This window comes from Mycobacterium lacus (genome assembly GCF_010731535.1).
Taxonomy (GTDB): domain Bacteria; phylum Actinomycetota; class Actinomycetes; order Mycobacteriales; family Mycobacteriaceae; genus Mycobacterium; species Mycobacterium lacus.
The window spans coordinates 516,882-543,436 of record NZ_AP022581.1 but is presented as its reverse complement, the minus strand read 5'-3'; the positions used below and the strand labels follow the sequence as shown (position 1 = coordinate 543,436).

The following is a 26,555-nucleotide window of genomic DNA, read 5'->3' as shown; positions in this document are numbered from 1 at the left end:
CGTCTTGCTCCTTCCCGATCTCAGCGGGAATCCGTGTCATGCAACGACATCCGACGCCCAAGGCCCAGGACAATGAAAACCAGCGCAACGACGATGGAATAGGCGATGCTTCGAAACCCCGTCTCCACAACCCTTTCCTGCCACAGTTTTCCGTGATTGCCTTGCGATAAAGTCGGATTCGCGGCAGCGGTACCGAATGCCGCACCGAGCATGGTGAAAAACCAGTTGCCGTAGGTACCGAAGATCACCGTCCGTCGTGCGACCCGCGCCAGGCGTGGCGGCAGTGCAACATTGTCCCATACGGCACCCAACGCGATCAGAAAGGTCCCGTTCATCACACCTTCGAGATGCGCGGAAAGCGCCATCCGCATGTTGGTAAAGCGCCGCTGCTGTAGGCCGGTCACCAGACCGATCAAGAACAACAACGCGCCGTGCCGGAGCAACTGGTCGTCGGATGAATGCGACATATGGACTATCACTCACAGTCGGGTGGCCGTCAGATAGTGGATGGCGCCCTGTCCATCGGGGCCGGTGTCCATGTCGCCGGCGGCCACACCGGCGGCGCGGAGTAGTTCGTCGAGCCGATGCTTAGTGATCTGCCATCCCAACGCTTGCAGGCACGCCGCCGCGTCGTTGCGTTCGTGCGAATAGCTGAGACTGCCGAAGTCGACATGGAATCCGTGCTGCCTCCAGATCTCCGCAGTTTCGAGGATCATTGATCCGACAGACTTCGAGGCACCCAGCAGGTGGTCGGCCGCCAGGCGGCTCCCCGGTGCGCTGAGTTCGGTGATGAGATCCAGCAGCCGGTTTTGCGCATCGGTAGCTGTCAAGGTGTTTGAGACAGCGTCTCACTATGTGGACACTATTTTCGGTTGTGGGGTCGGTGGGTTGATCCATGCCGCGGTCGGTAGTTTCGGGGGCTGTGGTGGGCTGCTAAACCGGTTGGGGTTGGCGGCGTAGGCATCGGCCATGACCCGGGCTCGTTTGGCCTGGATGTCGGCGGCGGTGCCGAAGTACACCGACGCCGGTGTGTGCAGGCCGAGCGCGGAATGGCGGTGCTCGTGGCGCAGGTAGTCGAAGAAGTCTTTGCACCAGGTGCGGGCGTGCTCGATCGAGTCGAACCGTTCGGGAAAATCGTTGCGGTACTTCAGCGTTTTGAACTGGGATTCGCTGAACGGGTTGTCGTTTGACACCCGTGGGCGCGAGTGGCTGCGCGCCACGCCGAGGTCGATTAGCAGCTGGGCGACGTTCTTCGACGTCATCGCCGAACCCGGTCGGCGTGGATCGCGCCGGGCCGCCCGTGTAGCGCGGTCAGCTCGGCCATCCAGTCCTGGGCGATGTCGGCGTCCTCGTGGTACTCGACGCGCCAGCCGACGGGTAGCGGCTGAAGATGTCCAGCATCACGTAGAGCTGGTAGAACTCGCCGCGCACCGGTCCCGCCAATTTGGTGATGTCCCAGGACCACACGTCGTTGGGTTGGTGGGCGACCAGCTCGGGTTTGACCCGCGGCGGGTGTGTGGCTACCCGCCGCCGTTCGCGGGTCATGTTGTGCGTGCGCAGGATCCGGTACATCGTGGACTGCGAGCACAGGTAGACGCCCTCGTCGAGCAGCTCGGCCCACACTTGGGCGACCGCCTTGTCGGCGAAGCGCGGCTGGCACAACACCGTAAGGATCTGCGTGCGCTCGGCCGCGTCGAGCGCATTGGGCGGCGGTCCGCTCGGCCCGGGTTTGCGGCGTGGACCGGCAGGGCGGTTGCGCTGCCGATACAGGCTCGCGCGCGGCTTGCCCAGCAGCGCGCACGCCTTCGCGGTCGAGGTCAGCCGCTCCACCTCGGGCAGCAACTGTGCGATCACTTCTTCGACCCGGGCCGCGTGCCCGTGCTCTCGGAGAGCGTCTCCAAGAGCGCGTGTGCTTTTCCCACCAGATCCAACGCGGCCCTCGTGCGTTCAAGCTCGGCCTCGGCCCGTTCGGCCCGCTTCCGTAGCCGTTCGATCTCGGCCTGGTCGCGGTCCTTACCACGACCGCCTGACCGGGCAAGCCCGTCCAACGCGCCCGCGTCGCGCGCTCGGCGCCACTCCACGATGTGCGATGAGTACAGGCCCTCACGCCGAAGCAGCGCACCCCGCGCACCCGGCTCGGTCAACGCGTCGTACTCGGCCACAATGGCCGCCTTGTACTCCGGGGTGAAGTTGCGCCGCCGGGGACGATCCGCCCGCGGACCCTGGGCCGAATCGGTTCCCACGCCTTCATCATCGGCGCTACCCTTCCGGACCTCAGCCAAAGTCGCCGTCATTGTTCGTTGCAATCCTTACTTGCCCTCAATACCTGGTCAGATATTTTCGAACCCTGCTGTCTCAACTAACCCGAAGTTCCGACCGCTGGTACTCGAGGATTGTGTAGCCGACCTGGGAAATCAGTAGAATCACAGTTGGCGAGTGTAGCCACGAATATGGTGTGTCGTTACGACGTTGTGTGATGAGAATGCGTTAGGATAACGGCGTGGCGGCATACTCAGGTTCGATGCACGTAGCCCGGAATCTGCGTGGATACGTGACGAAGTCAGGCGAGCAACGTCTCTACGAGACGATCCTGCTGCGCCGCTCGTTCCGCGACGGGGGCAAGGTGCGCCACCAAACTCTGGCGAACCTGTCCAAGCTCCCGCCGGAGGCGATCGCCGCCATCGAGGCGACGCTTAAGGGGCACACGCTCGTGGCGGCCGGCAGCGAGTTCAGCAAGACGCGGTCGCTGCCGCACGGTGATGTCGCAGCGGTGGCGGCGATGGCGGGCAAGCTCAAGCTGGCCGCACTGCTAGGCCCGCCATGCCGGGCCCGCGACATTGCTGTCGCGTTGATCATCTCGCGGGTGGTGCGGCCAAAATCGAAGCTATCCACCCTGGGCTGGTGGTCTGATACCACCCTCGGGGTCGACCTGGGTGTGGCCGACGCATCCACCGATGAGATCTACGCGGCGATGGACTGGCTTGTCAGCCGCCAGGAGACGATCGAAAGAAGCTGGCCGCAAAGCATCTCGCGGAGTCGGTGAACCCGGGCCGGATGGCGTTGTTCGACCTGAGTTCCTCGTGGGTGACCGGGCGCTGCTGCGAGCTGGCCGCACACGGCTATTCCCGCGACGGCAAGAAAGGGTGCCAGCAGATCGAATACGGTGTGCTCACCGACCCCGACGGGCGCCCGGTCGCGGTGCGGGTGTTCGCGGGCAACACCAGCGACCCGAGCGCGTTCACCCAGATCGTTGAGGTGATCAAAGACAAGCTCGCCATCCAGCGGCTGATCCTGGTCGGTGACCGCGGCATGATCACCGGCGCGCGCATCGACAAGCTGCGCGAACTCAACGACACCCCCGACGACGCAGCGTGTTTCGACTGGATCACCGCGCTGCGCGCCCCGTCGATCGCCAAACTCGCTCGCGACGACGGGCCGCTGCAGATGAGCCTGTTCGACCAGCAAGACCTCGCCGAGATCACCCACCCCGACTACCCCGGCGAACGGCTGATCGCCTGCCGCAACCCAGCACTGGCCGCCGAACGCGCCCGCAAGCGCCAAGACCTGCTGGCCGCCACCGACAAGGAGCTGGCCCACATCGCCGAACGCGTCACCAAGGGCACCCTGTCCGGCGCCGACAAGATCGGCATCGAGGTCGGTAGGGTCAGCGGAAAATTCAAGGTGGGCAAACACTTCCACCTCACCATCACCGACACCGCCTTCACCTACCACCGCGACCAGGCCGCCATCGACGCCGAAGCGGCCCTCGACGGCATCTATGTCCTGCGCACTAGCGTCGACGCCCAGGCCCTCGACCCCGCCGCCATAGTCGAAAGCTACAAGAAACTCGCCAACGTCGAACGCGACTTCCGCATCATCAAATCCGACGACCTCGACCTGCGGCCCATCCACCACCGCCTCCAAGACCGGGTCAAAGCCCACATGCTCATCTGCATGCTCGCCTGCTACCTCACCTGGCATCTACGCAAGGCCTGGGCACCGTTGACCTTCACCGACCAAGCACCCCACAACGGGACAACCCCGTAGCCCCGCACGCCGCTCCGCCACCGCCCAAGCCAAGGCCTCCACCAAACACGATGACGACGGCAACCCGGTCGGCAGCTTCCGCGACCTGCTCACACACCTGGGCACCCTCACCCGCGACCGGATCCGCTACCACGACACCGACATCGAAATCGACAAGCTCACCGACCCCACCCCCCACCAGCGCCGCGCCTTCGACCTTATCGAGGCCCCCATCCCACTGACCATCGCCGCGTAGCCACAACAACCACCCACCAAAACCAACAAACCCCCAGGTCAAACCGCGGATTCGCCTATCAGAACAGCCTTAACTTCGGACTAACCCTGCCAGAGAGGGCATCTCCCGGTAGGTATCCGATCATCAGTCCCTCGGCCAGCCATGCGGTGGGCTGCCTGGGGTCAAAACCCTCTTGCCGCAGTGCCGTCGGCCATTCTTGGCGGAGATCGACGCCCACACTGCGCAACCGGGCGGCCGGTGTGGCGCCGACACCAGCCAGCATCGTGTCCTTGAACTCGATTACCTCGGGTTGGTCGATCTCGTAGATGACGGTCCCGGTGGGCCAGGCAAGCCGGTAGGCACGTGAGTCCAGTCCGGAGCCGACAATTACGGTCTGTCGAAGTCCCGCGGACATGGCGCTGCCAAGGAAACCATCGAAGAACCGGGTGCGGACGCCGAAAAAGTCAGGCATCCAACCGCTTCCGATGTCGGAGAACTCGAGCTCGCCGCTGGCCAGCCGCGCAAACAGTTCGACGCCGACCGCGCGCACCAGCGGTTCAGCGAACGGGTCGTTGACAATTGGGTTCGTTTGTCTGCCGGCCACCGCCCGGGCACAGGCGACCATTGTCGCCGTTGCGCCGACACTCGTCGCCAGATCCCAGGTGTCGTTGTCACTGCGTTCCATCGATGCGTCGCTATTCGGACCACGGGTTGCTCAGGATGATGTCGACAAAGTTCTGGCGGACAAATGTGGGGTCGAAATGTTGCAGCACATCGGCGTTCATGGTGCCGTAGGTGCTCTTGGGACGGTGCTTCATGCCGTCGTTGAAGGCCGCCAGGATGCGGTTCTTGAAGTCCGGGCGCGGATGGGCGTCCGTGACCGCGGCAACAGCCTCGGCCGACAGGTCGCCGAGACCGACACCCACTACGTCGGTCTTGACACCCGCTGCGACCAAAGCGATTTCGGGTTGGAGGTATTCCGGTACCTCGGGCGTGGTGTGCAACGCGACTCCCAACCACACCTTTTCGGCGTCGGCTTCGTCAAACCCACGTTCCAGCAGGAAATCTCGGGCGGCGTCGGCGCCGTCGACCTCGAAGCGTCGGGCGGAGCTGCGGTAGCGCGGGGTCAGGCCGAGGTCGTGAAACATCGCCGCCACGTACAGCAGCTCCCGGTCTGGCTCCAGGCCGAGGCGACGGCCGTGCAGCACACCGAAGAGAAACACCCGCCGGGAGTGGTCGAACAGCAGGTCGTCTTCGGCGTCGCGAATGAACTCGGTGACCTCGCGAACCAGCGGCGTATCAGGTATCACGATGCCGGCAACGGTTTCGATCGACTCAATCGTCATGATCAGACCTCCTCGGTTGGGATGTGCCCAGTGTGCGGGATGGGACGGCTGTCTGACCGGGGTCGTTTGAGCCGTTGTTCCCACAAATTGCGACACAATGGGCAGATGGGCGACCTCGATAAGACCCGCGTGGTGGTGATCGTCGTCTTCGACGGCGTGAAGCTGTTAGATGCTGTCGGCCCCGCCGAGGTGTTCGCCGAAGCCAACCGGTTTGGCGCGCATTATGAGCTCGAGATCGCCTCCGTAGACGGCCACGACGTAACCACGTCAATAGGAACACATTTCGCCGTTACCACCGACATTGCGTCGATCAACTCCGCCGACACCGTCCTGGTCGCGGGCGGCGATCAACTGGTCGGCCGGCCAATCGATCCCGCGCTGATCGACGCCATGAGGACGGTGCCGACCCGAACCCGGCGACTGGCGTCGGTGTGTACGGGTTCGTTCATCTTGGCGCAGGCGGGGCTGCTCCATGGCCGGCGGGCCACCACGCACTGGCGCCATACCCGACGCCTGGCCCGCGCCTTCCCCGACGTGGGCGTCGAGCCCGACGCGATCTTCGTCCGTGACGGCGACGTGTTCACATCGGCGGGGGTGTCGTCGGGCATCGACCTCGCGCTGGCGTTGGTCGAGCTGGACTACGGGCCCGAGTTGGTCCGCAACGTGGCGCGGTCTTTGGTCGTGTATCTCAAACGCGCTGGCGGGCAATCGCAGTTCTCCGTCTTGATGGAGGCCGATCCGCCGCCGGACTCCCCGCTGCGCGCCGTCACCGACGCCGTCGCCGCCGACCCCGGCGCCGACCACAGCGTGACGAAGCTTGCGTCCCGGGCGTCGCTGAGCACCCGTCAGCTGACCCGGCTGTTCCAGTCCGAACTGGCGATGACTCCCGCGCGCTATGTGGAATTGGTGCGAATCGACTTCGCGCGTGCCGGGCTCGAAGCCGGCCGGTCGGTGGCGGAAACCGCACGACTGGCGGGCTTCGGCAGCCCGGAAACGCTGAGGCGGGTGTTCCTCAATCACATCGGCATCACGCCGAAGGCGTACCGAGACAGATTTCGCACCGCATCGCGCAGCTGAAAATGACGGTGCTGCAAAGCTTTTAACGAGGAATCAGGCTCTGAGGATCGCGTTGGCCACCTCGTCGGGGTGGGTCAGCATGCCATTGTGCGTCCCCGGAACGATGACGGGGTCGACGCGGAGTCGGGCAGCGGATTCGACTGCCGGTCGAGGCATCGCCCAATCGTCGGCAGCGGCGATGTAGACCATAGGAATGCCGAGATCGACCGGCTGGAAGTCCAGAGCGCCGAGGAAATAGCCACCTGGCTGCGGCGTCATCAGATCGGCCACCAACCGCTGCAGCTGCGGCGCGACACCCTGCATCAACTCCTGCTGCACATATTCCAGGCGGGGCGCCATGGCGCCGGTAGGCGACTCCGCGATCATGCGCAGCATCAACTCGCGCTTGTCGGGCGGGTTTTCGTCGACCAACGATCGGCCGCGTACGGGTACGTGCGCGTTGTAGTAGACGATCTTGCTGACCCGGCCTGCGAGTAACCGCGCGGCTCCGGTGGCAGGAAAACCACCCCAGCTGTGCGCAACCAACACAACGTTGTCGACTTTCAACCGGTGCACTGCATCGACGATGCAGTCGATCGCATCGTTGAGTCGATAACCCGTCGGGTCGGCTGCGTCGTTCAGACCGGGCAGCGTCAAGGTGATCGCCCGATTGCCCGCGGCACGAAGCCGCTCGGCGACCGGTCGCCAGGACCACCCGCCAAGCCAAGCACCCGGAACCAGCGCGTAGGTCGACGTCTCTATCACGGTATCCGAGCGTGGCTCTTCGCTTCGGCTGTGTCACCGCTGGCACTGGACGTCTTTCCCACAGTTAGCGACATCAGACCTAGACTGATGCGCCGTGCACGTCGACGTGATGACGATCCCGCAACGCTTGCGCCAGATCGGCGACCTGGCCCGTCGAACCCAGGCCGCGGGATTCTCCGGTCTAGTGTTCACCGAGGCCGGCCGCACTGCCTATCTCAACGCCGCCGTCGCCTCACAGGCCGCACCCGGTCTCGGACTCTCCACCGGGATCGCGGTGGCATTTCCGCGTAGTCCCTTCGTCACGGCGGCGACGGCGTGGGAGCTCCAAGAAGCCAGCGGCGGGAAGTTCCGGCTCGGCCTCGGCACGCAAGTGCGCACTCATATCGTGCGGCGCTACGGTGTGGCCTTCGACCGACCCGGACCGCGACTGCGTGACTACGTGCGCGCCGTGAAGGCGTGCTTCGCCGCTTTCCGAACGGGGACACTGGCTCACCACGGTGAGTTCTACGATCTCGACTTCCTCACCCCGCAGTGGAACCCGGGACCAATCGACGCACCCGATCCTAAAGTCGATGTCGCAGCGGTGAATCCGTGGATGTTGCGGATGGCCGGCGAAGTGGCCGACGGGGTGCATGTCCATCCGATTGGCGAGCCCGGCTATCTCGTCCGTCACCTCCTGCCGAACATCACCGAAGGCGCGGCGAAAGCGGGGCGCTCGCCGTCGGATGTCGCGGTGATCGTGCCGGTGATGACGATCGTCGGTGACAGCGACGCAGAGCGCGCGAACGAACGCGAGTTGGTGCGAGGCAGCTTGGCCTTCTACGGAAGCACACCGAACTATGCGTTCGTCTGGGACGAGGCCGGGTTCGAGGGCACGACCGCGCGGATACGCGAGAAGCAAAAGGCCGGGGACTTCGCCGGCATGGCGGCCCAGATCACCGACGAGCACATCGCCGTCTTTGCCACCGAGTCGACCTGGGACGGGTTGGCCGACGCGCTCGCCGAGAAGTATGCCCGGATCGCGACACGCATCGTGTTGTACAACGCCGTGGGCGATCCAGAACGCTTCGAGCGGTACGGCGAGGTCGCCCGCCGGATGCAGCGGTAGCTCGACGAGCGTACGCAGAATGCCACGGATCACGGCGTGACGATGTACAAACACGCTCCCCCGCAGGCGGGCGGTGCCGCCAGCTCGGGGCCCGGCTTACTTGGCGTTGTTGAACTTGGTGATGGCGTCGTCGAGCCGTTGCAGCGCTGCGCCGTACGCGGCGAAGTCACCCTTCTTCTGCGCGTCGCGCGCCGCTCCGATCGCCGCCTGGATCTCCTGCATGGCCGCCACCTTGGCGGCGGACAAAGTGACCGTCCCGTCGGGAGACGGCGGCACCGCCGCCGGCGCAGGCGGGCCTGGTCCCGCTGCGGGCGCCGGGGGCGCGCTTGGCGCCGGCGCGTTCGGAGGCACGGCGACCTCGGTGGGTTGTATCCCCGTCGCGGCGTCACCCGCACCGGGCCCGAACAGGCCGGTGAGCGCGTCGCGCACGGTCGGGCCATAGCCGACCTTGTCGTTGTACATCATTGCCACCCGGATCAGGCGCGGGTACGACGAGGCGGCGTCGCTGGCACCCGGCGAGGCATACACCGGTTCGACGTACAGCAACCCGCCCTGCGCCACCGGCAGCGTGAGCAAGTTGCCCCACCGGATCCGGTTCTGGTTGTCGCGCCCGATCACGCCCAGATCCTGGGATACCGCCGGGTCGGTGGTGATCGCGTTATTGGCGAGCTTGGGTCCGTTGACCTGGCCCGGGATGGTCAGCACGGTGATCCTGCCGTACGTGGCGGGATCGGAGCTGGCGCTGATATAGGCGGCCAGATAGTCGCGCTTGAACCTGTTCATCGCGCTGATCAATTGGTACGAGGCCGAATTATCGTTCTTGGCAATGTTTTTCGCGACGATGTAATACGGCGGCTGATAGCTGCTGGCGGTCGGATTCGGATCGAGCGGCACATCCCAGAAGTCCGAGGTGGAAAAGAACGTCACCGGGTCGTTGACGTGGTATTTGGCCAGCAGCATGCGCTGCACCTTGAACAGGTCCTCGGGGTACCGCAGATGCTCGGCGAGCTCGGGGGTGATATCGCTCTTGGGCTTGACCGTGCCCGGGAAGACCCGCATCCAGGCCTTTAGCACCGGGTCCTGTTCGTCCTGCTGGTACAGCGTGACCGTGCCGTCATAAGCGTCCACCGTGGCCTTCACCGAATTGCGGATATAGGAGACCTTCTTGTCCGGGGCCAGCTTGTTGAACGCCACCTCGGTGGAGTCGGCGGTCGCCGACGACAGCGAGGTGAGTTCTGAGTAGGGGTAGTTATCCAACGTGGTGTAGCCGTCGATGATCCACACCAGTCGCTTGTTGACGATCGCCGGGTAGACCGCGCTGTCGGTCGTCAGCCACGGCGCCACCGCCTCCACCCGCTGCGCCGGATCGCGGTTGAACAAGATCTTGCTGTTGGAGCCAATCACGTTGGAAAACAAAAAGTTTCGCTCGGCGAACTTCGCGGCGAACACGCTGCGGGAGATCCAGCTGCCAATTGGGACTCCACCGCTGCCGGTGTAGGTGTAATTCTTGGTTTCGGTGCTGGTCTCGTAGTCGTATTCGCGGTCATTGCCGGTTTTCCCGACGATCGCGTAGTCGGCGGACGTGTTGGAGATGACGGGGCCGAAGTAGATGCGCGGCTGGTCCAGCTGCGCCGGGCCGTCGGACACCACGCTGCCGTTCGCGCCGACGACGTTGACCAGGAACTCTGGATAGCCGCCGTTCTGGTTCGGGTCGTTGGCGATGCCCCGCACGGTGTTGGCCGGTGACGCAACGAATCCGTTGCCGTGGGTGTACACGGTGTGCCGGTTGATCCAGTCGCGTTGGTTGTCGATCAACCGATCCGGGTTGAGCTCACGGGCCGCGACCACGTAGTCCCGCAGGCTGCCGTTGCGGTCGAGGTAGCGGTCGATGGACAGCTGGTCGGGGAAGTAATAGAAGTTCTTGCCCTGCTGGAACTGGGTGAACGCCGGGCTGACGATCGTGGGGTCGAGCAACCTGATGTTGGAAGTGGTCGCGCGGTCGGCGGCGACCTGCTGGGCAGTGGCCTGGCTGTCGCCGGTGTAATTGCGATACGTCACCACGTCGGCCGTCAGGCCATACGCTTGCCTTGTCGCGGTGATACTTCGGCTGATGTATTCGCTTTCCTTTTGTGCGGCATTGGGTTTGACGCTGATCTGCTCGACGATCATTGGCCATCCGGCACCCACGATCAACGATGACAGCAGCAACAGGACCAACCCTATGGCCGGAATCCGCAAGTCTCGCAGGGTGATCGCGGAAAAAACGGCGGCCGCGCAGATCAGCGCGATCGCCATCAGGATCAGCTTGGCCGGCAGGACCGCGTTGATGTCGGTGTACCCGGCACCGGTGAAGGGCTTACCGCCGCGCGTGTGCGACAGCAACTCGTATCGGTCCAGCCAGTACGCGACGGCCTTGAGCAGCACCAGCACGCCGACGAGGCTGACCAGCTGGATACGCGCCGATCGGCTCATTGCGCCGGTGCGTCCGGACAGCCGGATACCACCGAAGATGTAGTGCGCCACCAGGTTCGCCACGAACGCCAGGAAAATGGCCACGAACATGTAGCTGAGCACCAGCCGGTAGAACGGCAGCTCGAAAGCGTAGAAGCCGAGATCCCTCCCGAACTGCGGGTCGCTGATCCCAAATTCGCCGCCGTGCAGGTACAGCTGGATCCGAACCCAGTAGCTCTGCCCGACGATGCCGGCCAACAGGCCGATCGCCGCCGGGATTCCAATACCCACCAGACGCAGCCGTGACTGCACGACGGCGCGATAGCGCGCCACTGGATCGTTATCGTTATTCGGGACGAAGACCGGGCGGGTGCGGTAGGCCAAGGCGAGCCCCGCGAACACGATGCCGCCGACCAGTAACCCGGCCACCAGGAAAACCACAATGCGGGTTACCAGCACGGTGGTAAACACCGAGCGGTAGCCGAGCTCGCCGAACCACAGCCAATCGACGTAGGCGTCAATCAGGCGTGGACCCGCGAGCAGCAGCACGACCACACCCAGCGCGATCATGATCAGAATCCGGCTACGCCGAGTCAGCTTCGGCATCCGTGCGGCGGGCCGCATCCCCACTAGCTACGCTCCCTGCTCTTCTGAGGCTGGTTGCTAGAGATTTTCTAGATGATCACAACTCTACGCATCGCAGCACCCAGCGTGGTGCCGCGTCAGCAGCTGGGCGTCTGTCGTCCCGACGTCATCGCGTGCAGCGCGTCCACGGCTTGGCTGAGGGTCTCGACCTTCACCAACCGCATACCGGACGGGTTGTCGGAACTCGCCTCGTAACAGTTCTTGGCCGGCACCAGAAACACCGTGGCGCCGGCGGCGTGCGCGGCGACCATCTTGTGGGTGATGCCGCCGATGGCGCCCACCTTGCCGTCGACGCTGATCGTCCCGGTGCCCGCGACGAACGTTGACCCGGCCAGGTCACCGGTGGTGAGCTTGTCGACGACGGCCAGACTGAACATCAGTCCTGCCGATGGCCCGCCCACGTTGGCGAGGTTGAAGTTGACGACGAACGGCGCCCAGGGCGCATCCAGCACCGCGACACCCATGAAGCCGTAGTCGCGATCTTTGTTGGTGCCCAGCGTTATCCGCGCTACGCCGGGTGGCTCGTTCTTGCGGCGAAAGTCGATCGTCACCGTCTGGCCTGGCTTGGTGTTCTTCAGCAGCGCCGTGAACTGGTCGACGGTGGCCACCGGTGCGCCGTTGACCGCGTCTATGGCATCACCGGACTTCAGTTTGCCGACCGACGGACCGGGGTCACTGACAGTCGCCACAGTCACCGCGGCCGGGTACTTCAGGTACCCCAGGGCGGCGTACGCGGCGCTGTCTTCAGAGTTCTTGAAGTCGGCGTTGTTGGCCTTGTCGATCTCCTCCCGTGACTTGCCCGGCGGGTAGACCAAGTCACGGGGGACCAACTGCTCCTGACCCGACAGCCACAACGTCAGGGCTTCACCCAGGGTCAGATCGTCGCGCTGGGACACCGTCGTCATGTTGAGGTGACCTGACGTCGGGTGGGTTTGGATCCCTTCGATCTGCACCACCTGCTTGCCGTCCACCTCCCCCAGTGTGTCAAAGGTGGGACCGGGACCCAGCGAGACAAACGGCACCGTCACCACCGCGAGCAACACGCCGAACGCCACGATCGGCACCAGCGCGACCACCAAGGTCAGAATCCGCCTGTTCACGCCGCCAAGACTAGACGGAACCGGCTAGGACGCATTCAGCTACGAGCATGACAAGAGACCGCGCACGCGGTTCCGGCGGTGAGTACCGTTGAGGTCATGGCAGACGTGCCTTTCGGCTTCTCCTCCGGAGACGACCCCGACCGCGATAAGCGCGGGAAGAACGATCCGGACTCCGGATCCGGAGCCAACCCGTTCGGCCCGTTCGGCGTGAGCGGGGAATTCGACATGGCCGACCTGGGGCAAATCTTCACCCGCCTCGGTCAGATGTTCGGCAGCGCGGGCTCCGCTATGGTTGCCGGCAAATCCGCCGGCCCGGTCAACTACGACTTGGCCCGCCAGGTTGCCTCCAGCTCGATCGGGTTCGTCGCGCCCGTTCCGGCCGCGACGAACTCGGCGATCGCCGATGCGGTGCACCTCGCCGAGACCTGGCTAAACGGGGTGACGGCGCTGCCCGCCGGCACCACCAAGGCGGTGGGCTGGAGCCCCACCGATTGGGTCGACAACACCTTGGAGACCTGGAAGCGGCTGTGCGATCCTATGGCCCAACAGATCTCGACGGTGTGGGCGTCCTCACTGCCGGAGGAGGCCAAGAGCATGGCCGGCCCGCTGCTGTCGATCATGTCGCAGATGGGTGGCATCGCGTTCGGTTCGCAGCTCGGTCAGGCACTGGGCCGGTTGTCCCGCGAGGTGCTGACGTCGACCGACATTGGTCTGCCGCTGGGACCCAAGGGGATAGCCGCGATCCTGCCGGATGCGGTCGAATCGTTCGCCGCGGGACTCGAACAGCCCCGCAGCGAGATCCTGACATTCCTGGCCGCCCGTGAGGCCGCACACCACCGCCTGTTCAGCCATGTGCCGTGGCTGGCCAGTCAACTACTGGGCGCCGTCGAGGCCTACGCCATGGGTATGAAGATCGACATGACCGGGATCGAGGAACTGGCACGCGATTTCAATCCGGCGACGCTGTCGGATCCCGCTGCAATGGAACAGCTGCTGAGCCAGGGAGTATTCGAGCCCAAGGCGACGCCGGCCCAGACACAAGCGCTCGAACGGCTCGAGACGCTGCTCGCGTTGATCGAGGGCTGGGTGCAAACGGTGGTGACCGCGGCGCTGGGCGAGCGGATTCCGGGTGAGGCGGCCCTCAGCGAGACGCTCCGCCGGCGACGGGCCAGCGGCGGCCCCGCCGAGCAGACCTTCGCGACGTTGGTCGGTCTGGAACTGCGGCCACGCAAGCTGCGGGAGGCCGCCGCGCTGTGGGAGCGCCTGACGCAGGCCGCCGGTACCGACGCCCGCGACGACATCTGGCAGCACCCGGACCTGCTGCCCGCTGCCGAGGATCTCGACGACCCGGCCGAATTCATCGACGGGGTCATTGGCGGCGACACCAGCGGCATCGACGAGGCGATCGCGCAGCTGGAGCGAGAACGCGGCACCGAGGATCCCCGCCCCGGCGGTTCTGTGGATAACTGAGCGAGCCGTGTGCTTTTGGCGTGGCACAGTCTCAGCTCATGCCACGGCCTGGTTCTTCCTTGTACTCGCTGGATCCCGCGATGCCGGTGCTGTTGCGACCCGACGGCGCCGTGCAGGTGGGTTGGGATCCCCGCCGGGCCGTGCTGGTCCGTCCACCCTCGGGCCTGACCGCGGCGGAGTTGGCCACGCTGCTGCGCTCGATGCGTTCGGCGGTTGCGATCAGCGAGCTGCAGCGTCAAGCCGTCGACCGCGGCCTGGTGGACGCCGAGGACTTGGCGAACCTCGTCGCGCACCTGGTGCGCGCGGGTGTGGCGACCCAACAAAGCCATGATCGCCGACGTTCCCGCGGGCGGGCCGCATCGATTCGCGTGCACGGTCGAGGTCCGCTGTCGGAACTGCTCGTGCAGGGGCTGCGCTGTTCGGGAGCCCGGATCGGCCATACGAGCCAACCGCATGCGGCGGTGACCCCCGCGGCGGTGGATCTGGTGGTGTTGTCGGACTACCTGGTAGCCGACCCGCGCATGGTGCGCGATCTGCACCGGGACGGCATTCCGCACCTCCCGGTTCGCGTCCGCGACGGCACCGGGCTGGTGGGGCCGTTGGTCATCCCCGGCGTGACGAGCTGTCTCGGTTGTGCCGACCTGCACCGTAGCGACCGCGACGCCGCGTGGCCGGCCATCGCCGCCCAGCTGCGGGAGACGGTCGGCGTGGCCGACCGGGCCACCCTGCTAGCCACCACGGCGTTGGCCCTGAGCCAAGTGAATCGGGTGATCGCGGCCGTGCGCGGGCAGGAAGCCACGCCCGATCCGCCGCCGGCTTTGAACGCCACCCTAGAGTTGGATCTCAATGCCGGCGCCATCGTCGCGCGTCATTGGGCCAGGCACCCGCTGTGTTCGTGTTGACGGGGATGTGCCCCGGTGGATAACCCAGGGCACGACTCTTGGTCGCTATCTATCTACCCCAGTCGTCCCTGTTCCGGGACGTTTGCCGAGACCGACGCGTACGCCCGGGCCAGATCGTCCAGCACCGTCTCCGTTAAGGTGCGCTCGTTTCGGTGCCGGTCCAGCGTCTCGATAATCGCCCTGAACAGGGAGTCGGCGGCATCGTGCTGCGTTTGCTTAGCTGACATGGTTTCCCAATACGCCCTTCGAAGGTGGGTTTCGATGAGTCACATGATTGTGACCAGCAAGGAGACTACATATTGTGCTCAGCGGCCGCTGATGTTGCCAAATGACCACAACATGTAGTGCCGGCAACCGTCATCCCTGATCGGTGCCATCCGCAATGAAAACAGTTGGTGCCATATCGATGTCCCGACGGACTAACCGTCATGGATGATGGTTGCGTGGCAGACATCAAGCGTGGCCGTGCGGCCCGCAATGCGAAGCTCGCCAGCTTGCCGGTCGGCATGGCTGGCCGGGCTGCACTCGGCCTCGGTAAACGGCTGACCGGCAAGTCGAAAGACGAAGTCAACGCCGAGCTGATGGAGAAGGCCGCCAACCAGCTCTTCACCGTCCTGGGCGAGCTCAAGGGCGGGGCGATGAAGGTCGGCCAGGCGCTGTCGGTGATGGAAGCCGCCATCCCCGAGCAATTCGGCGAGCCCTACCGGGAAGCGTTGACCAAGCTGCAAAAGGACGCCCCACCGCTGCCCGCCAACAGGGTGCATCGCGTGCTCGACGCCCAGCTGGGCACCAAATGGCGGGACCGGTTCAGTTCCTTTGACGACACTCCCGTCGCGTCGGCCAGCATCGGCCAAGTGCACAAGGCGATCTGGTCCGACGGCCGCGAAGTGGCCGTCAAGATCCAGTACCCCGGCGCCGACGAGGCGTTGCGGGCCGACCTGAAGACCATGCAGCGCATGGTCGGCGTGCTCAAACAGCTCTCGCCGGGCGCTGACGTCCAGGGCGTGGTTGACGAACTGATTGAACGCACCGAGATGGAGCTCGACTACCGGCTGGAGGCCGACAACCAGCGCGCGTTCGCCAAGGCATACGCCGGCCACCCACGCTTCTTGGTGCCACACGTTGTGGCGAGCGCACCGAAGGTCGTGATCCAGGAGTGGATCGAGGGCGTGCCGATGTCGCAGATCATCCGCCACGGGACCCCCGAACAGCGCGACCTGATGGGGACGCTGCTGCTCGAGCTCACCTTCGACGCGCCGCGTCGGTTGGGATTGCTCCACGGCGACGCCCACCCGGGGAATTTCATGCTGATGCCCGATGGCCGCATGGGCGTCATCGACTTCGGTGCCGTGGCGCCCCTGCCGGGGGGCTATCCCATCGAGCTCGGGATGACCATCCGATTGGCCCGCGACACGAACTACGACCTTCTGTTGCCGACGATGGAAAAAGCGGGATTCATCCAGCGAGGACAACAGGTGTCGGTCCGCGAGATCGACGAGATGCTGCGCCAGTATGTCGAACCCATCGAGGTCGAGGTCTTCCACTACACCCGCAAGTGGCTGCAGAGGATGACCGTGAGCCAGATCGACCGCTCGGTGGCGCAGATCCGCACGGCGCGGCAGATGGACCTACCGCCCAAACTTGCGCTCCCGATGCGGGTGATCGCCTCGGTGGCCGCGATCCTGTGCCAGCTGGACGCGCATGTCCCGGTCAAGGCCCTGACCGAGGAGCTGATCCCCGGTTTCGCCGAACCCGACACGGCCGCCGTCTGACCAGGCTAAGCGGCGACCCTGCGTGGACGTCCGCGCGGACGCTTGCGGCTCACGATCGAGCCCCGCTCGAATATTTCGCCGCCCCACACGCCCCACGGTTCGGCTCGCTCGAGCGCCGCGGCCAGGCACTGACGCCGGATCGGGCAGCTGACACAGAGCGTCTTCGCCCGCTCCAGGTCGGCTGGGGTGTCGGCGAACCACAGGTCGGGATCACCGACATGGCAGGGCAAGGCCCGTTGGCGGACCGGCTGCCTTCGTTTGGGGACTGTCGGTGCCGACATGTCCTGTTCACCTGCTTCCTGGTCTGGTGGCTCTTGTTTCCAGTGATCCGGACCAGGTCGGGAGGATTTGGGGGACTGGTGCCCCACATACTGTGGCCACGGATCCTTGTGACTTCGGGTCCGTGGCCATGTGGCGGGCGCGCTAGGTAGCTAAGTTGAGCCCCGATCCACGGACGCTTCAGTCGCGGCGGCGACACGGTGCTTGACCGCGGCCGCCGGCACGGCGGCATGGGCGGCATGGGCGGCATGGGCAACCATGCCTACACCGAACGCGTTGTTGCCGATCATCGTGGCCGCCCTCCTCTCGTGTGCCCACCCAAAATTCCAGCCTTCAGCTACGGCTAGCGGAATGCGCTATAGAGGGTAAACGCTCGCCGCGGTCGATGACAACCGATTTTCTGACCTGCAGATTTGCCCTCAGCGCGATTCCCGAACCAGCTGCAGCACGTCTTGCCCGTACTGTTCGAGCTTGCGCGCGCCGATGCCCGGGATCGCGATCAAGGCTGCGTCGTCGGTCGGCTGCAGCTCGGCGATCGCGATGAGGGTGTTGTCGCTGAAGACGACATAGGCGGGGACGTTCTGTTCCTTGGCGACGTTCAGCCGCCAGGACTTCAGCTGCAGCAATAACTCCTCGTCGACGTCACCGGCACATGTTTCACACCGCCGCAGCATGACTGCCGCCGGCGTCGCCAGGCCTTTGTTGCAGATTCGGCAGCGGGTCGGGGTGCCCCGGTTGCGCCGGGACCTGCTCGGCGTCGGGTCGATGCGCGTCTGCGGCGCAATCCCGTTCAGGAACCGCGACGGCTTGCGGCTCTGACGCCCGCCCGGAGCTCGCGAGAGTGCCCAGCTGAGTGCCAAATGCACTCGGGCTCTGGTGATTCCGACGTAGAGCAGGCGACGCTCTTCCTCGACACGCTCGCTCTCGGGGCCGTGCGCCAACGCATGCGAAATGGGTAGGGTGCCGTCGACCAGCCCGACCAGGAACACCGCATCCCACTCAAGCCCCTTGGCGGCGTGCAGCGAGGCCAGCGTGACCCCCTGGACCACCGGTGGGTGCCGCGCGTCGGCGCGCGTCCGGAGCTCGGCCAGCAATCCGGGGAGTTGCAGCCGCGGACGCTGCGCCACCTCGTCGTCGACCAATTCGGCCAGGGCGGTTAGCGCCGCCCAGCGCTCCCTGGCCCGGGTGCCGACGGGCTCCTCGGCCGTGAGCCCCAGGGGCTCCAGGACACCGCGCACCACGTCGGGCAATGGACCGTCGGCACCTCGTTCGGAGGCTCGCTGCAGGGCCAGCAGCGCCTGCTTGATCTCCTGACGGTCGAAGAATCCCTCGCCTCCGCGGACCTGGTAGGCGATGCCTGCCTCGGTCAACGCCTCTTCGTAGACCTCCGACTGGGCGTTGACCCGGTAGAGGATGGCGATCTCGGATGGCAGGGTGCCGGAATCGATCAGCCGCGCTGTCGACGCGGCCACCGCGGCGGCCTCGGCAGTCTCGTCGGGATACTCATGGAACGACGGGGCGGGACCCGGTTCACGCTGGCCGGACAGCTGCAGCTTGCTGCCCGCGACCCGCCCACGGGCGGCGGCAATCACCTGGTTGGCCAGGGACACCACTTGCGGGGTAGAGCGGTAGTCGCGCTCCAGGCGCACAACCGTGGCGTCCGGAAACCGCCGCGAGAAGTCGAGCAGAAACCGCGGTGAGGCACCGGTGAACGAGTAGATCGTCTGGTTGGCGTCACCGACGACCGTGAGGTCATCTCGTTCGCCCAACCATGCCGAGAGCACACGATGCTGCAGCGGGGTGACGTCCTGGTACTCGTCGACGACAAAGCAACGGTAGCGATCCCGGAACTCGTCGGCCACGGCGGCGTCGTTTTCGATCGCGGCCGCGGTGTGCAGCAACAGGTCATCGAAGTCGAGCAGCGTGACGGCGTCATCGCGGACCTTCAGGGCCTCATACGCGGCATAGACACTCGCGATTTTCTCGGCGTCCAACGGGATATCGCGCCGGGCCGCCGTCACCGCGTCCGCGTACTCCTCGGGGCCGATGAGCGACGCCTTGGCCCACTCGATCTCGCCGGCCAGGTCCCGCACATCGTCCGTGCTCGCATTCAGCCTGGCGCGGCTGGCTGCCCGGGCGACGATCGCGAACTTGCTGTCCAGCAGTTGCCAGCCGGTGTCACCGATGACTCGCGGCCAGAAGTACCGCAGCTGGCGGTGGGCGGCCGCGTGAAAGGTCAGTGCCCGCACTGCGCCGACGCCGGAGCCGGTCCGCGCCGCAGCGTCGAGCGCACGCAACCGGGCCCGCATCTCACCGGCCGCACGCTGGGTGAATGTCACCGCCAGCACCTGGCCCGCGGCGACATGACCACTGGCGACAAGCTGTGCGATCCGGTGGCTGATGGTGCGGGTCTTGCCCGTTCCCGCGCCCGCGAGCACACAGACCGGGCCGCGCGGAGCCAGCACGGCTTCGCACTGCTCGTCGTCCAACTCGGCGATCAATGGGTCCGCAACCATTGGCATGGCGTCCATCTTGGCAGCGGTCGCCGACAAACCCGGCGTTTCGCCACGCCGTTTCCCGGCCCCCCACGGAATGGTTCTTCGCCGGGCGTGGATTGCCCAGCTCCCCCGCAAGCGGGTGGTGCCCCCACCTCGGGCCGCTTCACGGCCCGCTCGGAATTTTGGGGTCGCCGGGCTACGTTATCGGGTCATGACCAATGCTCCGCTCACCGTTTACACGACGTCATGGTGTGGCTATTGCTTTCGGCTCAAGACGGCGCTCGAGGCCAACGGAATCCCTTACGACGAGGTCGATATCGAACAAGACGGCGCGGCAGCGGAATTCGTCGGCTCGGTCAACGGCGGCAACAGGACGGTCCCGACGGTGAAGTTCGCCGACGGGTCGACGCTGACCAACCCGAGCGCAGGCGAGGTCAAAGCGAAGCTGGCAGGCATCTGCGGCTAAGAACGTCGGCTTTTTGACCGAGTTTGGCCCCGACACGGCCGATCGTCGTTATTCTGGGTGCTCAGCGGGGGTCTTGGGGGCCTCTACCATATTGACTATGGCGTCGAAGGCGGGTGAACCCCTCCACGGCTGACGCTAAAACCCGGTGCGACCGACCGCGGACGGCAGTCCGCAGAAAACGGCTTGTCAACGATGAGGCCAAGAAGAGCGACCCACAACAGCGCGGGCTCTCAAGCGGGCTATCGACGACGGCGAACGGCGGTGATCCGAACCGTTCTGGCCCGGGTGGGTGTCTCGGCCGTCGTCACCGGCGCCGTGGTCGCGATGCCGGCGTGCTCGCATGGTGCCCCGGCAAAAACGGGCGCCGCGACCGCATCGGGTATCGACGCTGAAGCATTGCTCCTCAGCGTCGAAGACGTGCGGCGCATCGCCAACTCCGAAGAACTCGCGTCGCACGAACATGCCAACCTGCATCAGCCGTCTCAGGGAAACATCAATGCCCCTGGGGCGTGCCGGGCGGTGGGCAACAGCGAGCTCACGTTCGCCAGCGGCTGGACACAATACCGCGAGGTCGGCTACAGCGGGGTCACCGACGACTTAGAGCCCGGCGGGAGTGCCATGATCGACGAAGTCAGCCAGGCCGTCGTCATCTACCCGGATGGGGGCAAGGCGAGCGGTGCGCTCCATGGGCTGGACTCGCAGCTGACGGCGTGCGCGGACTTGCATGACAGTGCCTTCGACTTCACGCTGGAAAGGCCGGATTCCACCACTCTGAGGCTCAATTCGCAAGGATGGAGCCACCAGTATCGGGTCAAATCGTCAGTGTTGATGTCCGTCGGCGTGCTGGGTATTGAACCCGCGCAACAGATCGCGGCGACGATTCTTCAGGCGATGACCGATCGCATCAAGTAGCACCCGACCAATCCGGGCTAGCCCGAAGTTGCGACTGTTGGGTTAGGTGATTTCTTGGGTTTACCTGGGGTTTTGCCGGTTCGGGTGGGTGTTTGTTCTGGCTACGCGGCGATGGTGAGGGGAATGGTGGTGTCGATGAGGTCGAAGGCGCGGCGTTGGTCGGGGGTGGGTTCGGTGAGTTTGTCGATTTCGATGTCGGTGTCGTGGTAGCGGATGCGGTCGCGGGTGAGGGTGCCGAGATGGTCGAGCAGGCCGCGGAAGCTGCGTAGCGGGTTGCCGTCGGCGTCGTGTTTTGTCGAGGCTTTCGCGTTGGCGGCGGCGGAGCGTTGCGCGGGCGCGACCGGGTTGTCGCGCGCCGGTGGTGTTTCGTCGGTGAAGGTCAGCGGCGCCCAGGCCTTGCGTAGGTGCCAGACGAGGTAGCAGGCCAGCAGGCAGATCAGCACGTGCGCGCGCGCTGATCGAGACGGTGATAGATGGGTCGCAGATCCAGGTCGTCGGCTTTGATGATGCGAAAGTCGCGTTCGATATTGGCCAGGTTCTTGTAGCCGGCGACGACGCCGGCCGCATCGAGGGTGTCGGGGTCAACGCTGGTGCGTAGCACGTAGATGCCATCCAGGGCGGCTTCGGCGTCGATGGCCGCCTGGTTGCGTGCGAAGGTGAAGCTGGTGTCGGTGATGGTGGTGACAAAGTGCTTGTCCACCTTGTATTTTCCGCTGACTTTGCCGAGGGCTTTGCCGATCTCGGCGGCGCCGGACAAGGTGCCGCGGTCCACCGGTCCTGATCCGGGCGAGCTCTTTGTCGGTGGCGTCCAGTAGATCGCGGCGTTTGCGGGCACGCTCGGCCGCCAGAGCGGGGTTGCGGCAGGCGATGAGCCGTTCGTCGGGGTAGTCGGGGTGGACGATCTCGGCCAGGTCCTGGGTGTCGAACAGGGTCATCTGCAGTGGCCCGTCGTCACGGGCGAGTTTGGCGATCGCCGGTGCCCGCAGCGCGGTGATCCACCCGAAATCGGTTGGGGCGTCGGGGTTGTCGTTGAGTTCGCGCAGCATGCCGATGCGCGCGGAGGTGATCATGCCGCGATCACCCACCAGCACCAGGTCGGTGAGGCCGAAGGTGGCGGGCAGTTCGGCGACGATCTCGGTGAACGCGACCGGGTCGGCGGTATCCCCGCGCACCACCCGCACCGCCACCGGCCGTCCGCCGGGGTCGGTGAGCACCCCGTACTCGATCTGCGCGCAGCCCTTCTTGCCGTCGCGGGAATACCCGTGCGCGGCCAGCTCACAACACCGCCCGGTCACCCACGAACTGGTCAGGTCAAACAACGCCATCCGATGCGGGTTTGCTTGCGGGCTCAGGTGTTTGGCGGCCAGTTTGCGCTCGATCGCATCTTGGCGGTGCGCCAGCCAGTCCATCGCCGCGTAGATCTCGTCGGTCGACGCCCCCGCCACGTCCAGATCGACACCCAACGTGGTATCGGGCCACCGTGACAGGGTGGACAGCTTGGACGCTGGGCGGATCACCCGCGAGATGATCAACGCGAACACCACATCGCGTGACCGGCAGGCCGGGCCCAGCAGCGCGGGAAACCCGAGCCGATGCGCCATCGCCGACACCGCGGCCACATGCCCGTGCGGCAGCGAGCGGGTCTTGGTGAACTCGCTGCCCGCCGGGATCAGGGCCTGCCCCTTCAGCGTCGCCTCCAGCGCGGTGATCGAGGCCGCCGGCAGCATCGACAGGTTGGCCACCGTCTCGTTCCGCACTTTGGCGCCGTCGCGAAACGTGCGGCGCAGATACACCGATTCGTAGTCACGCCGCCGCCCCTGCTTATCCACATGAGTCTTCTTGACTCTGACTACGTGGACTTTCCCCATGTTGCGCGGCATACCAAGCATCGTAACCGACCTACCGCGACGATCATCAACACAACACACCAGTATTCTGACTACAAACACCAGGGCTTCAACACCCGAAACGTCAGGTCACATCACACTTCCGCGTCAGAACCCGTCGCAACTTCGGGCTAGCTCAGCCGAGCGCCGCCCAGGATTCGATGATGACGCGAGCGATCGAGATCGACCCGGGCAGCAGCAGTTTCGACTTCGTCGCGCTGGTCCAATCGCCGGCTTCGAGGGCCGTGCGCACCTCGTCGCGGGTGAACCAGGCCGCCTCGGCGATCTCGCCGTCGTTGAACGAGAACGATTGATCCGGGTCAGCCACGGCATGGAAGCCAACCATGAGCGAGCGCGGGAAGGGCCATGGCTGGCTGCCCAGGTAACGCACATCACGGACGGTCAGGCCAATTTCCTCGCGGACCTCCCGGGCGACACAGACTTCGAACGACTCACCGGCCTCGACGAACCCCGCCAGCAGCGAGAACATCCGTTCCGGCCATACGGTTTGGCGGGCCAGCACCGCCCGGTCACCCCCGTCGTGAACCAGGCAGATCACCGCCGGGTCGATACGGGGAAACTCCTCATGACCGGTGAGCGGGTTGATTCGTGACCAGCCGCCCCTGGTCGGTTTCGTTGGTGAGCCGTCCACCGGGCTGAATCGGGCGCTGTCATGCCAATTCAGTAACGCGGTGGCCGACGAGACCAATTGGCTGCTGGTGTCGTCGAAAATCCGGCCCAGGCTGCGCAGGTTCACCACCTCGACCTCGACACCGGGATCCTCGGGCGCCTCCAGCGCGCCCCGGATCGCCCAGACATGGCGGCCACCCTCGATGCGGCCCAGGAATACCGCCTCCGGTGGCGGCCTGTCACCCAGCGCTCTCGCCGCACCAAGCACCACGCGGCCGTCGGCGACCAGCACCTGACTACGGGAATCCACCCGCAGTAGCGCCGCGTCCGCCCATCCCGCGGCGGCCGCTTCGACGTCGGTGCGCAACTGATCGGCCCGGTCGGCGCCGACGCGCGACAACAGCGGAACGCTCGTCAGCTGGAAGTCCACGCCAAGCCCCAACCGCCCTGGTAGTGACCTGCCGCCACTATGCCGATCTGATGGCGACCCGCCGCGCCCGGCTTCGCCGCGCTTGCGATCGCCACTAGGGCCCCGCGTTTCGGATGTAGAGCAGCCGGTCACTAGCCTCGATGGCGTCGACCTCGGGTGCGCCGATGCGCAGCAGCTGGCCGTCGCGCACCACACCGAGCACGATGTCGCGCAGATGCCGCGGCGACCCGCCGATCTCGGTCTGCTCCACCTCACGCTCGGCGATGGCCAGGCCTTCGGCCGGAGTCAGCAGATCCTCGATCATCTCCACGACGCTGGGCATGCTGGTGGCGAGGCCGAGCAACCGGCCCGCCGTCTCCGAGGAGACAACGACCGAGTCCGCGCCCGATTGCCGCAACAGGTGCTGGTTCTCGGCCTCCCGGATGGATGCCACGATCTTGGCCTTGGGAGCAATCTCCCGTGCCGTCAAAGTGACCAGCGCGGCGGTGTCGTCGCGGTTGGTGGCGACGATGATCGAGGCCGCGTGCTGGGCCCCGGCCAGCCGCAGTACGTCGGACTTTGTGGCGTCACCGTGCACGGTGACCAGGCCGGCGGTCGCGGCGTGATCAAGGGCGCCGCGATCGGTGTCGACGACAACAATGTCACCCGGGGCGGCCTGGTCACCGAGTATCGCGTCGACGGCGGTTTTGCCCTTGGTGCCATAGCCGATCACGACGGTGTGATTGCGCACTTTGTTCCTCCAACGCTGGATCTTCCATGCCTGTCGAGAGCGCTCGGAGAGGACCGCCAGAGTCGTACCCACCAACACGACCAGGAACGCGATCCGCAGCGGCGTCATGATCACGATGTTGACCAAGCGCGCGGCTTCGGAGTTCGGGGTGATGTCGCCGTAATCGGTGGCCGACAGTGACACCGTCGCGTAGTACAGACAGTCCAGGAAGGTCAGCGGCTCGCCCCGCACGTCGCGGTAACCGGTGCGGTCCAAGTAGACGATGGCGGCGGCACCGAACAACACCACCAAGGCGATGGCCACCCGGCGCGTGATGACTCGGGCGGGGCCGGCGTGATCTTCGGGAATGCGCAGGACGCCGACTAGCAGGTGACCGGGTTTAGCGGTCAGCGTCTCATCCAGCCCGCTCCGTTGCCGCAACCTACCCTTGCGCACGGCGATCCGTCATCGACTCGTCCCCAGCGCGCACGACACCAGACAAATGTAACCACCTTGACGTGCTCCCCGGCGTAAACGCCGGGGATTCCCGAGCGGCTACGCCGCTGTTGGGGTGCTTCCTGCTTCATCGCCCCGCGCCTTCCGAGTTGTGGAAGGACTTACCAGGACTCCACAGGGTCCGCCGGCGCGATCCCGCCCACGTTCGTGGGAGGCGTTTATTCTCTCCGCCCGCCCGGCGGCGAGAATGACTTTGGCGGCGTTGTAGTCGCGGTCGTGGACCGTCCGGCAAGCCGGACACATCCACTGGCGCACCTGTAGAGCCAGCGCGTCGAGCCGATGCCCACACTCCGAGCAGGTCTTGCTGGACGCCAGCCAACGAGACACCGAATGCAGTGTGCGCCCGTATCGTTGGGCTTTTTCGCCGATGATCCTCACGAACTGGCCCCAACCCGCATCGCTGATGGCCCGCGCGAGCCGACGGTTTTTGACCATGCCCACAATGTTGAGGTCTTCGACGTAGATCACTTGGTTGTCGCGAACCAACGCCAAAGCCTGCTTGTGGTGATCCTCCCGCCGCGCCCGGGCCACCTTGCCGTGCGCGAGGGCGAGCTTGCGCCGCGTCTTGTCCCTGTTGGCCGATCCTTTCTGCCGGCGGAACTTCTCCCGCTCCAACCGCCGCAGTTTGCGTAACTTGCGGCCCAAGAGCTTTGGGTTCTCGATATCCGTGCGGGTTTGGTCGCTGGTAGCGACTGTCGCCAACCGGCAGATGCCCACATCCACGCCGGCTTCTTGATCCACCACCGGCAGCGGGGTAGTGGCAACGTCGGCAACGAAGCTCGCGTAGTAGTGACCGTCGGGTTCGCGGATGATCGTGACCGAGGACGGTTCGCTGGGCAGTTCGCGCGACCAGCGCACCCGCACCTCGCCGACCTTCGTCACAAACAACCGGCCGTTCGCACGGACGCTGAATCCATTGCGGGTGAGCCGAAACGACTGCCGATGATCCTTCTTCGACTTCATGCGTGGCCGGCCCAACCGCCGGCCACGCCGTTTGCCCGTGGCCGAGTCGAAGAAATGGCGCCAGGCCCGGCGTGAGTCGTTGACTGACTGCACCAGCGCCAGGCTGGGCACTTCGGCCAGCCAGCCCCGTTCGGTGGTCTTCTTGGCTAAGGTGACGACGCGCCGTTGAATCTCGCTGTCGGACAGCTTGACCCCAGCCTGGTACGCCTGGTCGCGGACTCGCAGCGCGTCGTTGAACACCACCCGAACACACCCGAACACCCGCGCCAGCATCCACGCCTGGGCCGGTGTCGGTTCGATGCGGTATCGGTAGCGCATCTGCACACCGCAACCGTAAGGCCCGACACTGACAACCCAGACCTACCGCCGTGCCCGACACAGCGTGTCGGT

The 26,555-nt window shown here is 65.5% G+C and carries 22 protein-coding genes and 3 pseudogenes; 8 read left to right on the top strand and 17 right to left on the bottom strand.

Features of this window, described 5'->3' with window-relative positions:
* Nucleotides 1–20: 20 nt before the first annotated feature.
* From G6N24_RS02635 to G6N24_RS23805, 5 genes are all read right to left on the bottom strand, one after another.
* Nucleotides 21–416: a hydrogenase gene (locus G6N24_RS02635; RefSeq protein WP_232070676.1), complete on the bottom strand. Its 396-nt coding sequence runs from the start codon at nt 414–416 to the stop codon at nt 21–23.
* Nucleotides 417–479: 63 nt separating this feature from the next.
* Nucleotides 480–830 carry a class I SAM-dependent methyltransferase gene (locus tag G6N24_RS02630; RefSeq protein ID WP_085161358.1) on the bottom strand — a complete coding sequence of 117 codons (351 nt, stop codon included), beginning with the start codon at nt 828–830 and terminating at the stop codon, nt 480–482.
* Nucleotides 831–851: 21 nt separating this feature from the next.
* On the bottom strand, nt 852–1,193 hold the full coding sequence (locus tag G6N24_RS23810; RefSeq protein ID WP_163745447.1) for an integrase core domain-containing protein: 342 nt from the start codon (nt 1,191–1,193) through the stop codon (nt 852–854).
* A gap of 118 nt (nt 1,194–1,311) precedes the next feature.
* Nucleotides 1,312–1,854, bottom strand: coding sequence for a hypothetical protein (locus tag G6N24_RS02620; RefSeq protein WP_163745390.1), 543 nt, complete (start codon nt 1,852–1,854; stop codon nt 1,312–1,314).
* Entirely contained in the window at nt 1,851–2,294 is a 444-nt protein-coding gene (locus tag G6N24_RS23805) for a transposase (protein ID WP_179963428.1), read from the bottom strand. The genes G6N24_RS02620 and G6N24_RS23805 overlap by 4 nt, the downstream gene beginning before the upstream one ends.
* Nucleotides 2,295–2,521: 227 nt before the next feature.
* Between G6N24_RS23805 and G6N24_RS25650 the strand changes: the two are divergent.
* A pseudogene (locus tag G6N24_RS25650) lies at nt 2,522–4,282 on the top strand (IS1634 family transposase).
* 100 nt (nt 4,283–4,382) lie between these two features.
* Here G6N24_RS25650 and G6N24_RS02605 read toward each other — a convergent pair.
* Nucleotides 4,383–4,946, bottom strand: a pseudogene (locus G6N24_RS02605) (class I SAM-dependent methyltransferase); the annotation flags it as partial.
* A 10-nt stretch (nt 4,947–4,956) separates the two neighbouring features.
* Complete coding sequence (locus tag G6N24_RS02600) at nt 4,957–5,607, bottom strand: HD domain-containing protein (protein ID WP_085156996.1); 651 nt, start codon at nt 5,605–5,607, stop codon at nt 4,957–4,959.
* 105 nt (nt 5,608–5,712) lie between these two features.
* Between G6N24_RS02600 and G6N24_RS02595 the strand changes: the two genes are divergently transcribed.
* Nucleotides 5,713–6,684 (top strand): GlxA family transcriptional regulator, encoded by a 972-nt coding sequence (locus G6N24_RS02595; RefSeq protein ID WP_179963459.1) that lies wholly within the window; start codon nt 5,713–5,715, stop codon nt 6,682–6,684.
* 33 nt (nt 6,685–6,717) lie between these two features.
* On the opposite strand, the gene G6N24_RS02590 is transcribed toward G6N24_RS02595, so the two are convergent.
* The gene (locus tag G6N24_RS02590; protein WP_232070674.1) at nt 6,718–7,428 is read right to left on the bottom strand and encodes an alpha/beta fold hydrolase; all 711 of its coding nucleotides are present in this window, start codon (nt 7,426–7,428) and stop codon (nt 6,718–6,720) included.
* Nucleotides 7,429–7,522: 94 nt separating this feature from the next.
* Here G6N24_RS02590 and G6N24_RS02585 point away from each other — a divergent pair, with 94 nt between their 5' ends.
* Nucleotides 7,523–8,536, top strand: coding sequence for a TIGR03617 family F420-dependent LLM class oxidoreductase (locus tag G6N24_RS02585; RefSeq protein WP_085156999.1), 1,014 nt, complete (start codon nt 7,523–7,525; stop codon nt 8,534–8,536).
* Between the two features lie 96 nt (nt 8,537–8,632).
* Here G6N24_RS02585 and G6N24_RS02580 read toward each other — a convergent pair whose 3' ends face one another.
* Nucleotides 8,633–11,617 (bottom strand): UPF0182 family protein, encoded by a 2,985-nt coding sequence (locus tag G6N24_RS02580; protein ID WP_085157001.1) that lies wholly within the window; start codon nt 11,615–11,617, stop codon nt 8,633–8,635.
* A 92-nt stretch (nt 11,618–11,709) separates the two neighbouring features.
* On the bottom strand, nt 11,710–12,732 hold the full coding sequence (locus G6N24_RS02575; RefSeq protein ID WP_085157003.1) for a YlbL family protein: 1,023 nt from the start codon (nt 12,730–12,732) through the stop codon (nt 11,710–11,712).
* A gap of 78 nt (nt 12,733–12,810) precedes the next feature.
* Here G6N24_RS02575 and G6N24_RS02570 point away from each other — a divergent pair, with 78 nt between their 5' ends.
* A complete protein-coding gene (locus G6N24_RS02570) occupies nt 12,811–14,202 on the top strand; it encodes a zinc-dependent metalloprotease (RefSeq protein WP_139822202.1) in 1,392 nt (463 codons plus the stop codon).
* Between the two features lie 38 nt (nt 14,203–14,240).
* Nucleotides 14,241–15,104 carry a cyclodehydratase gene (locus G6N24_RS02565; RefSeq protein ID WP_085157009.1) on the top strand — a complete coding sequence of 288 codons (864 nt, stop codon included), beginning with the start codon at nt 14,241–14,243 and terminating at the stop codon, nt 15,102–15,104.
* A gap of 53 nt (nt 15,105–15,157) precedes the next feature.
* Here G6N24_RS02565 and G6N24_RS02560 read toward each other — a convergent pair whose 3' ends face one another.
* Entirely contained in the window at nt 15,158–15,331 is a 174-nt protein-coding gene (locus G6N24_RS02560) for a hypothetical protein (RefSeq protein ID WP_139822203.1), read from the bottom strand.
* A 201-nt stretch (nt 15,332–15,532) separates the two neighbouring features.
* On the opposite strand from G6N24_RS02560, the gene G6N24_RS02555 reads away from it, so the two are divergent.
* Nucleotides 15,533–16,876 (top strand): macrolide-binding ATPase MABP-1, encoded by a 1,344-nt coding sequence (locus tag G6N24_RS02555; RefSeq protein WP_085157012.1) that lies wholly within the window; start codon nt 15,533–15,535, stop codon nt 16,874–16,876.
* A 5-nt stretch (nt 16,877–16,881) separates the two neighbouring features.
* Here the strand turns inward: G6N24_RS02555 and G6N24_RS02550 are convergent, their stop codons facing one another.
* Nucleotides 16,882–17,157 carry a WhiB family transcriptional regulator gene (locus tag G6N24_RS02550; RefSeq protein ID WP_085157015.1) on the bottom strand — a complete coding sequence of 92 codons (276 nt, stop codon included), beginning with the start codon at nt 17,155–17,157 and terminating at the stop codon, nt 16,882–16,884.
* 417 nt (nt 17,158–17,574) lie between these two features.
* A complete protein-coding gene (locus G6N24_RS02545) occupies nt 17,575–19,677 on the bottom strand; it encodes an ATP-dependent DNA helicase UvrD2 (protein ID WP_163745389.1) in 2,103 nt (700 codons plus the stop codon).
* 187 nt (nt 19,678–19,864) lie between these two features.
* Here G6N24_RS02545 and mrx1 point away from each other — a divergent pair, with 187 nt between their 5' ends.
* On the top strand, nt 19,865–20,119 hold the full coding sequence (gene mrx1, locus G6N24_RS02540; RefSeq protein WP_085157021.1) for a mycoredoxin Mrx1: 255 nt from the start codon (nt 19,865–19,867) through the stop codon (nt 20,117–20,119).
* Nucleotides 20,120–20,443: 324 nt separating this feature from the next.
* Nucleotides 20,444–21,031: a sensor domain-containing protein gene (locus tag G6N24_RS02535; protein WP_341276744.1), complete on the top strand. Its 588-nt coding sequence runs from the start codon at nt 20,444–20,446 to the stop codon at nt 21,029–21,031.
* A 101-nt stretch (nt 21,032–21,132) separates the two neighbouring features.
* Here G6N24_RS02535 and G6N24_RS02530 read toward each other — a convergent pair.
* From G6N24_RS02530 to G6N24_RS02515, 4 genes and pseudogenes are all read right to left on the bottom strand, one after another.
* Nucleotides 21,133–22,911 (bottom strand): annotated as a pseudogene (locus tag G6N24_RS02530) (IS1634 family transposase).
* Between the two features lie 142 nt (nt 22,912–23,053).
* A complete protein-coding gene (nudC, locus tag G6N24_RS02525; protein WP_139822441.1) occupies nt 23,054–23,989 on the bottom strand; it encodes an NAD(+) diphosphatase in 936 nt (311 codons plus the stop codon).
* A gap of 82 nt (nt 23,990–24,071) precedes the next feature.
* Nucleotides 24,072–25,142, bottom strand: a complete 1,071-nt coding sequence (locus G6N24_RS02520; RefSeq protein ID WP_085161115.1) for a potassium channel family protein — start codon at nt 25,140–25,142, stop codon at nt 24,072–24,074.
* Between the two features lie 99 nt (nt 25,143–25,241).
* A complete protein-coding gene (locus tag G6N24_RS02515) occupies nt 25,242–26,483 on the bottom strand; it encodes an RNA-guided endonuclease InsQ/TnpB family protein (RefSeq protein ID WP_232070854.1) in 1,242 nt (413 codons plus the stop codon).
* Nucleotides 26,484–26,555 lie beyond the last annotated feature (72 nt).

Coding starts and splice junctions, on each gene's coding strand:
- mrx1 (WP_085157021.1), top strand. CDS start 19,865: ATGACCAATGCTCCGCTCACCGTTTACACGACGTCATGGTGTGGCTAT.
- G6N24_RS23805 (WP_179963428.1), bottom strand. CDS start 2,294: ATGACGGCGACTTTGGCTGAGGTCCGGAAGGGTAGCGCCGATGATGAA.
- G6N24_RS02545 (WP_163745389.1), bottom strand. CDS start 19,677: ATGCCAATGGTTGCGGACCCATTGATCGCCGAGTTGGACGACGAGCAG.
- G6N24_RS02515 (WP_232070854.1), bottom strand. CDS start 26,483: ATGCGCTACCGATACCGCATCGAACCGACACCGGCCCAGGCGTGGATG.
- G6N24_RS02595 (WP_179963459.1), top strand. CDS start 5,713: ATGGGCGACCTCGATAAGACCCGCGTGGTGGTGATCGTCGTCTTCGAC.
- G6N24_RS02600 (WP_085156996.1), bottom strand. CDS start 5,607: ATGACGATTGAGTCGATCGAAACCGTTGCCGGCATCGTGATACCTGAT.
- G6N24_RS02560 (WP_139822203.1), bottom strand. CDS start 15,331: ATGTCAGCTAAGCAAACGCAGCACGATGCCGCCGACTCCCTGTTCAGG.
- G6N24_RS02565 (WP_085157009.1), top strand. CDS start 14,241: ATGCCACGGCCTGGTTCTTCCTTGTACTCGCTGGATCCCGCGATGCCG.
- G6N24_RS02535 (WP_341276744.1), top strand. CDS start 20,444: ATGCCGGCGTGCTCGCATGGTGCCCCGGCAAAAACGGGCGCCGCGACC.
- G6N24_RS02555 (WP_085157012.1), top strand. CDS start 15,533: ATGGATGATGGTTGCGTGGCAGACATCAAGCGTGGCCGTGCGGCCCGC.
- G6N24_RS02550 (WP_085157015.1), bottom strand. CDS start 17,157: ATGTCGGCACCGACAGTCCCCAAACGAAGGCAGCCGGTCCGCCAACGG.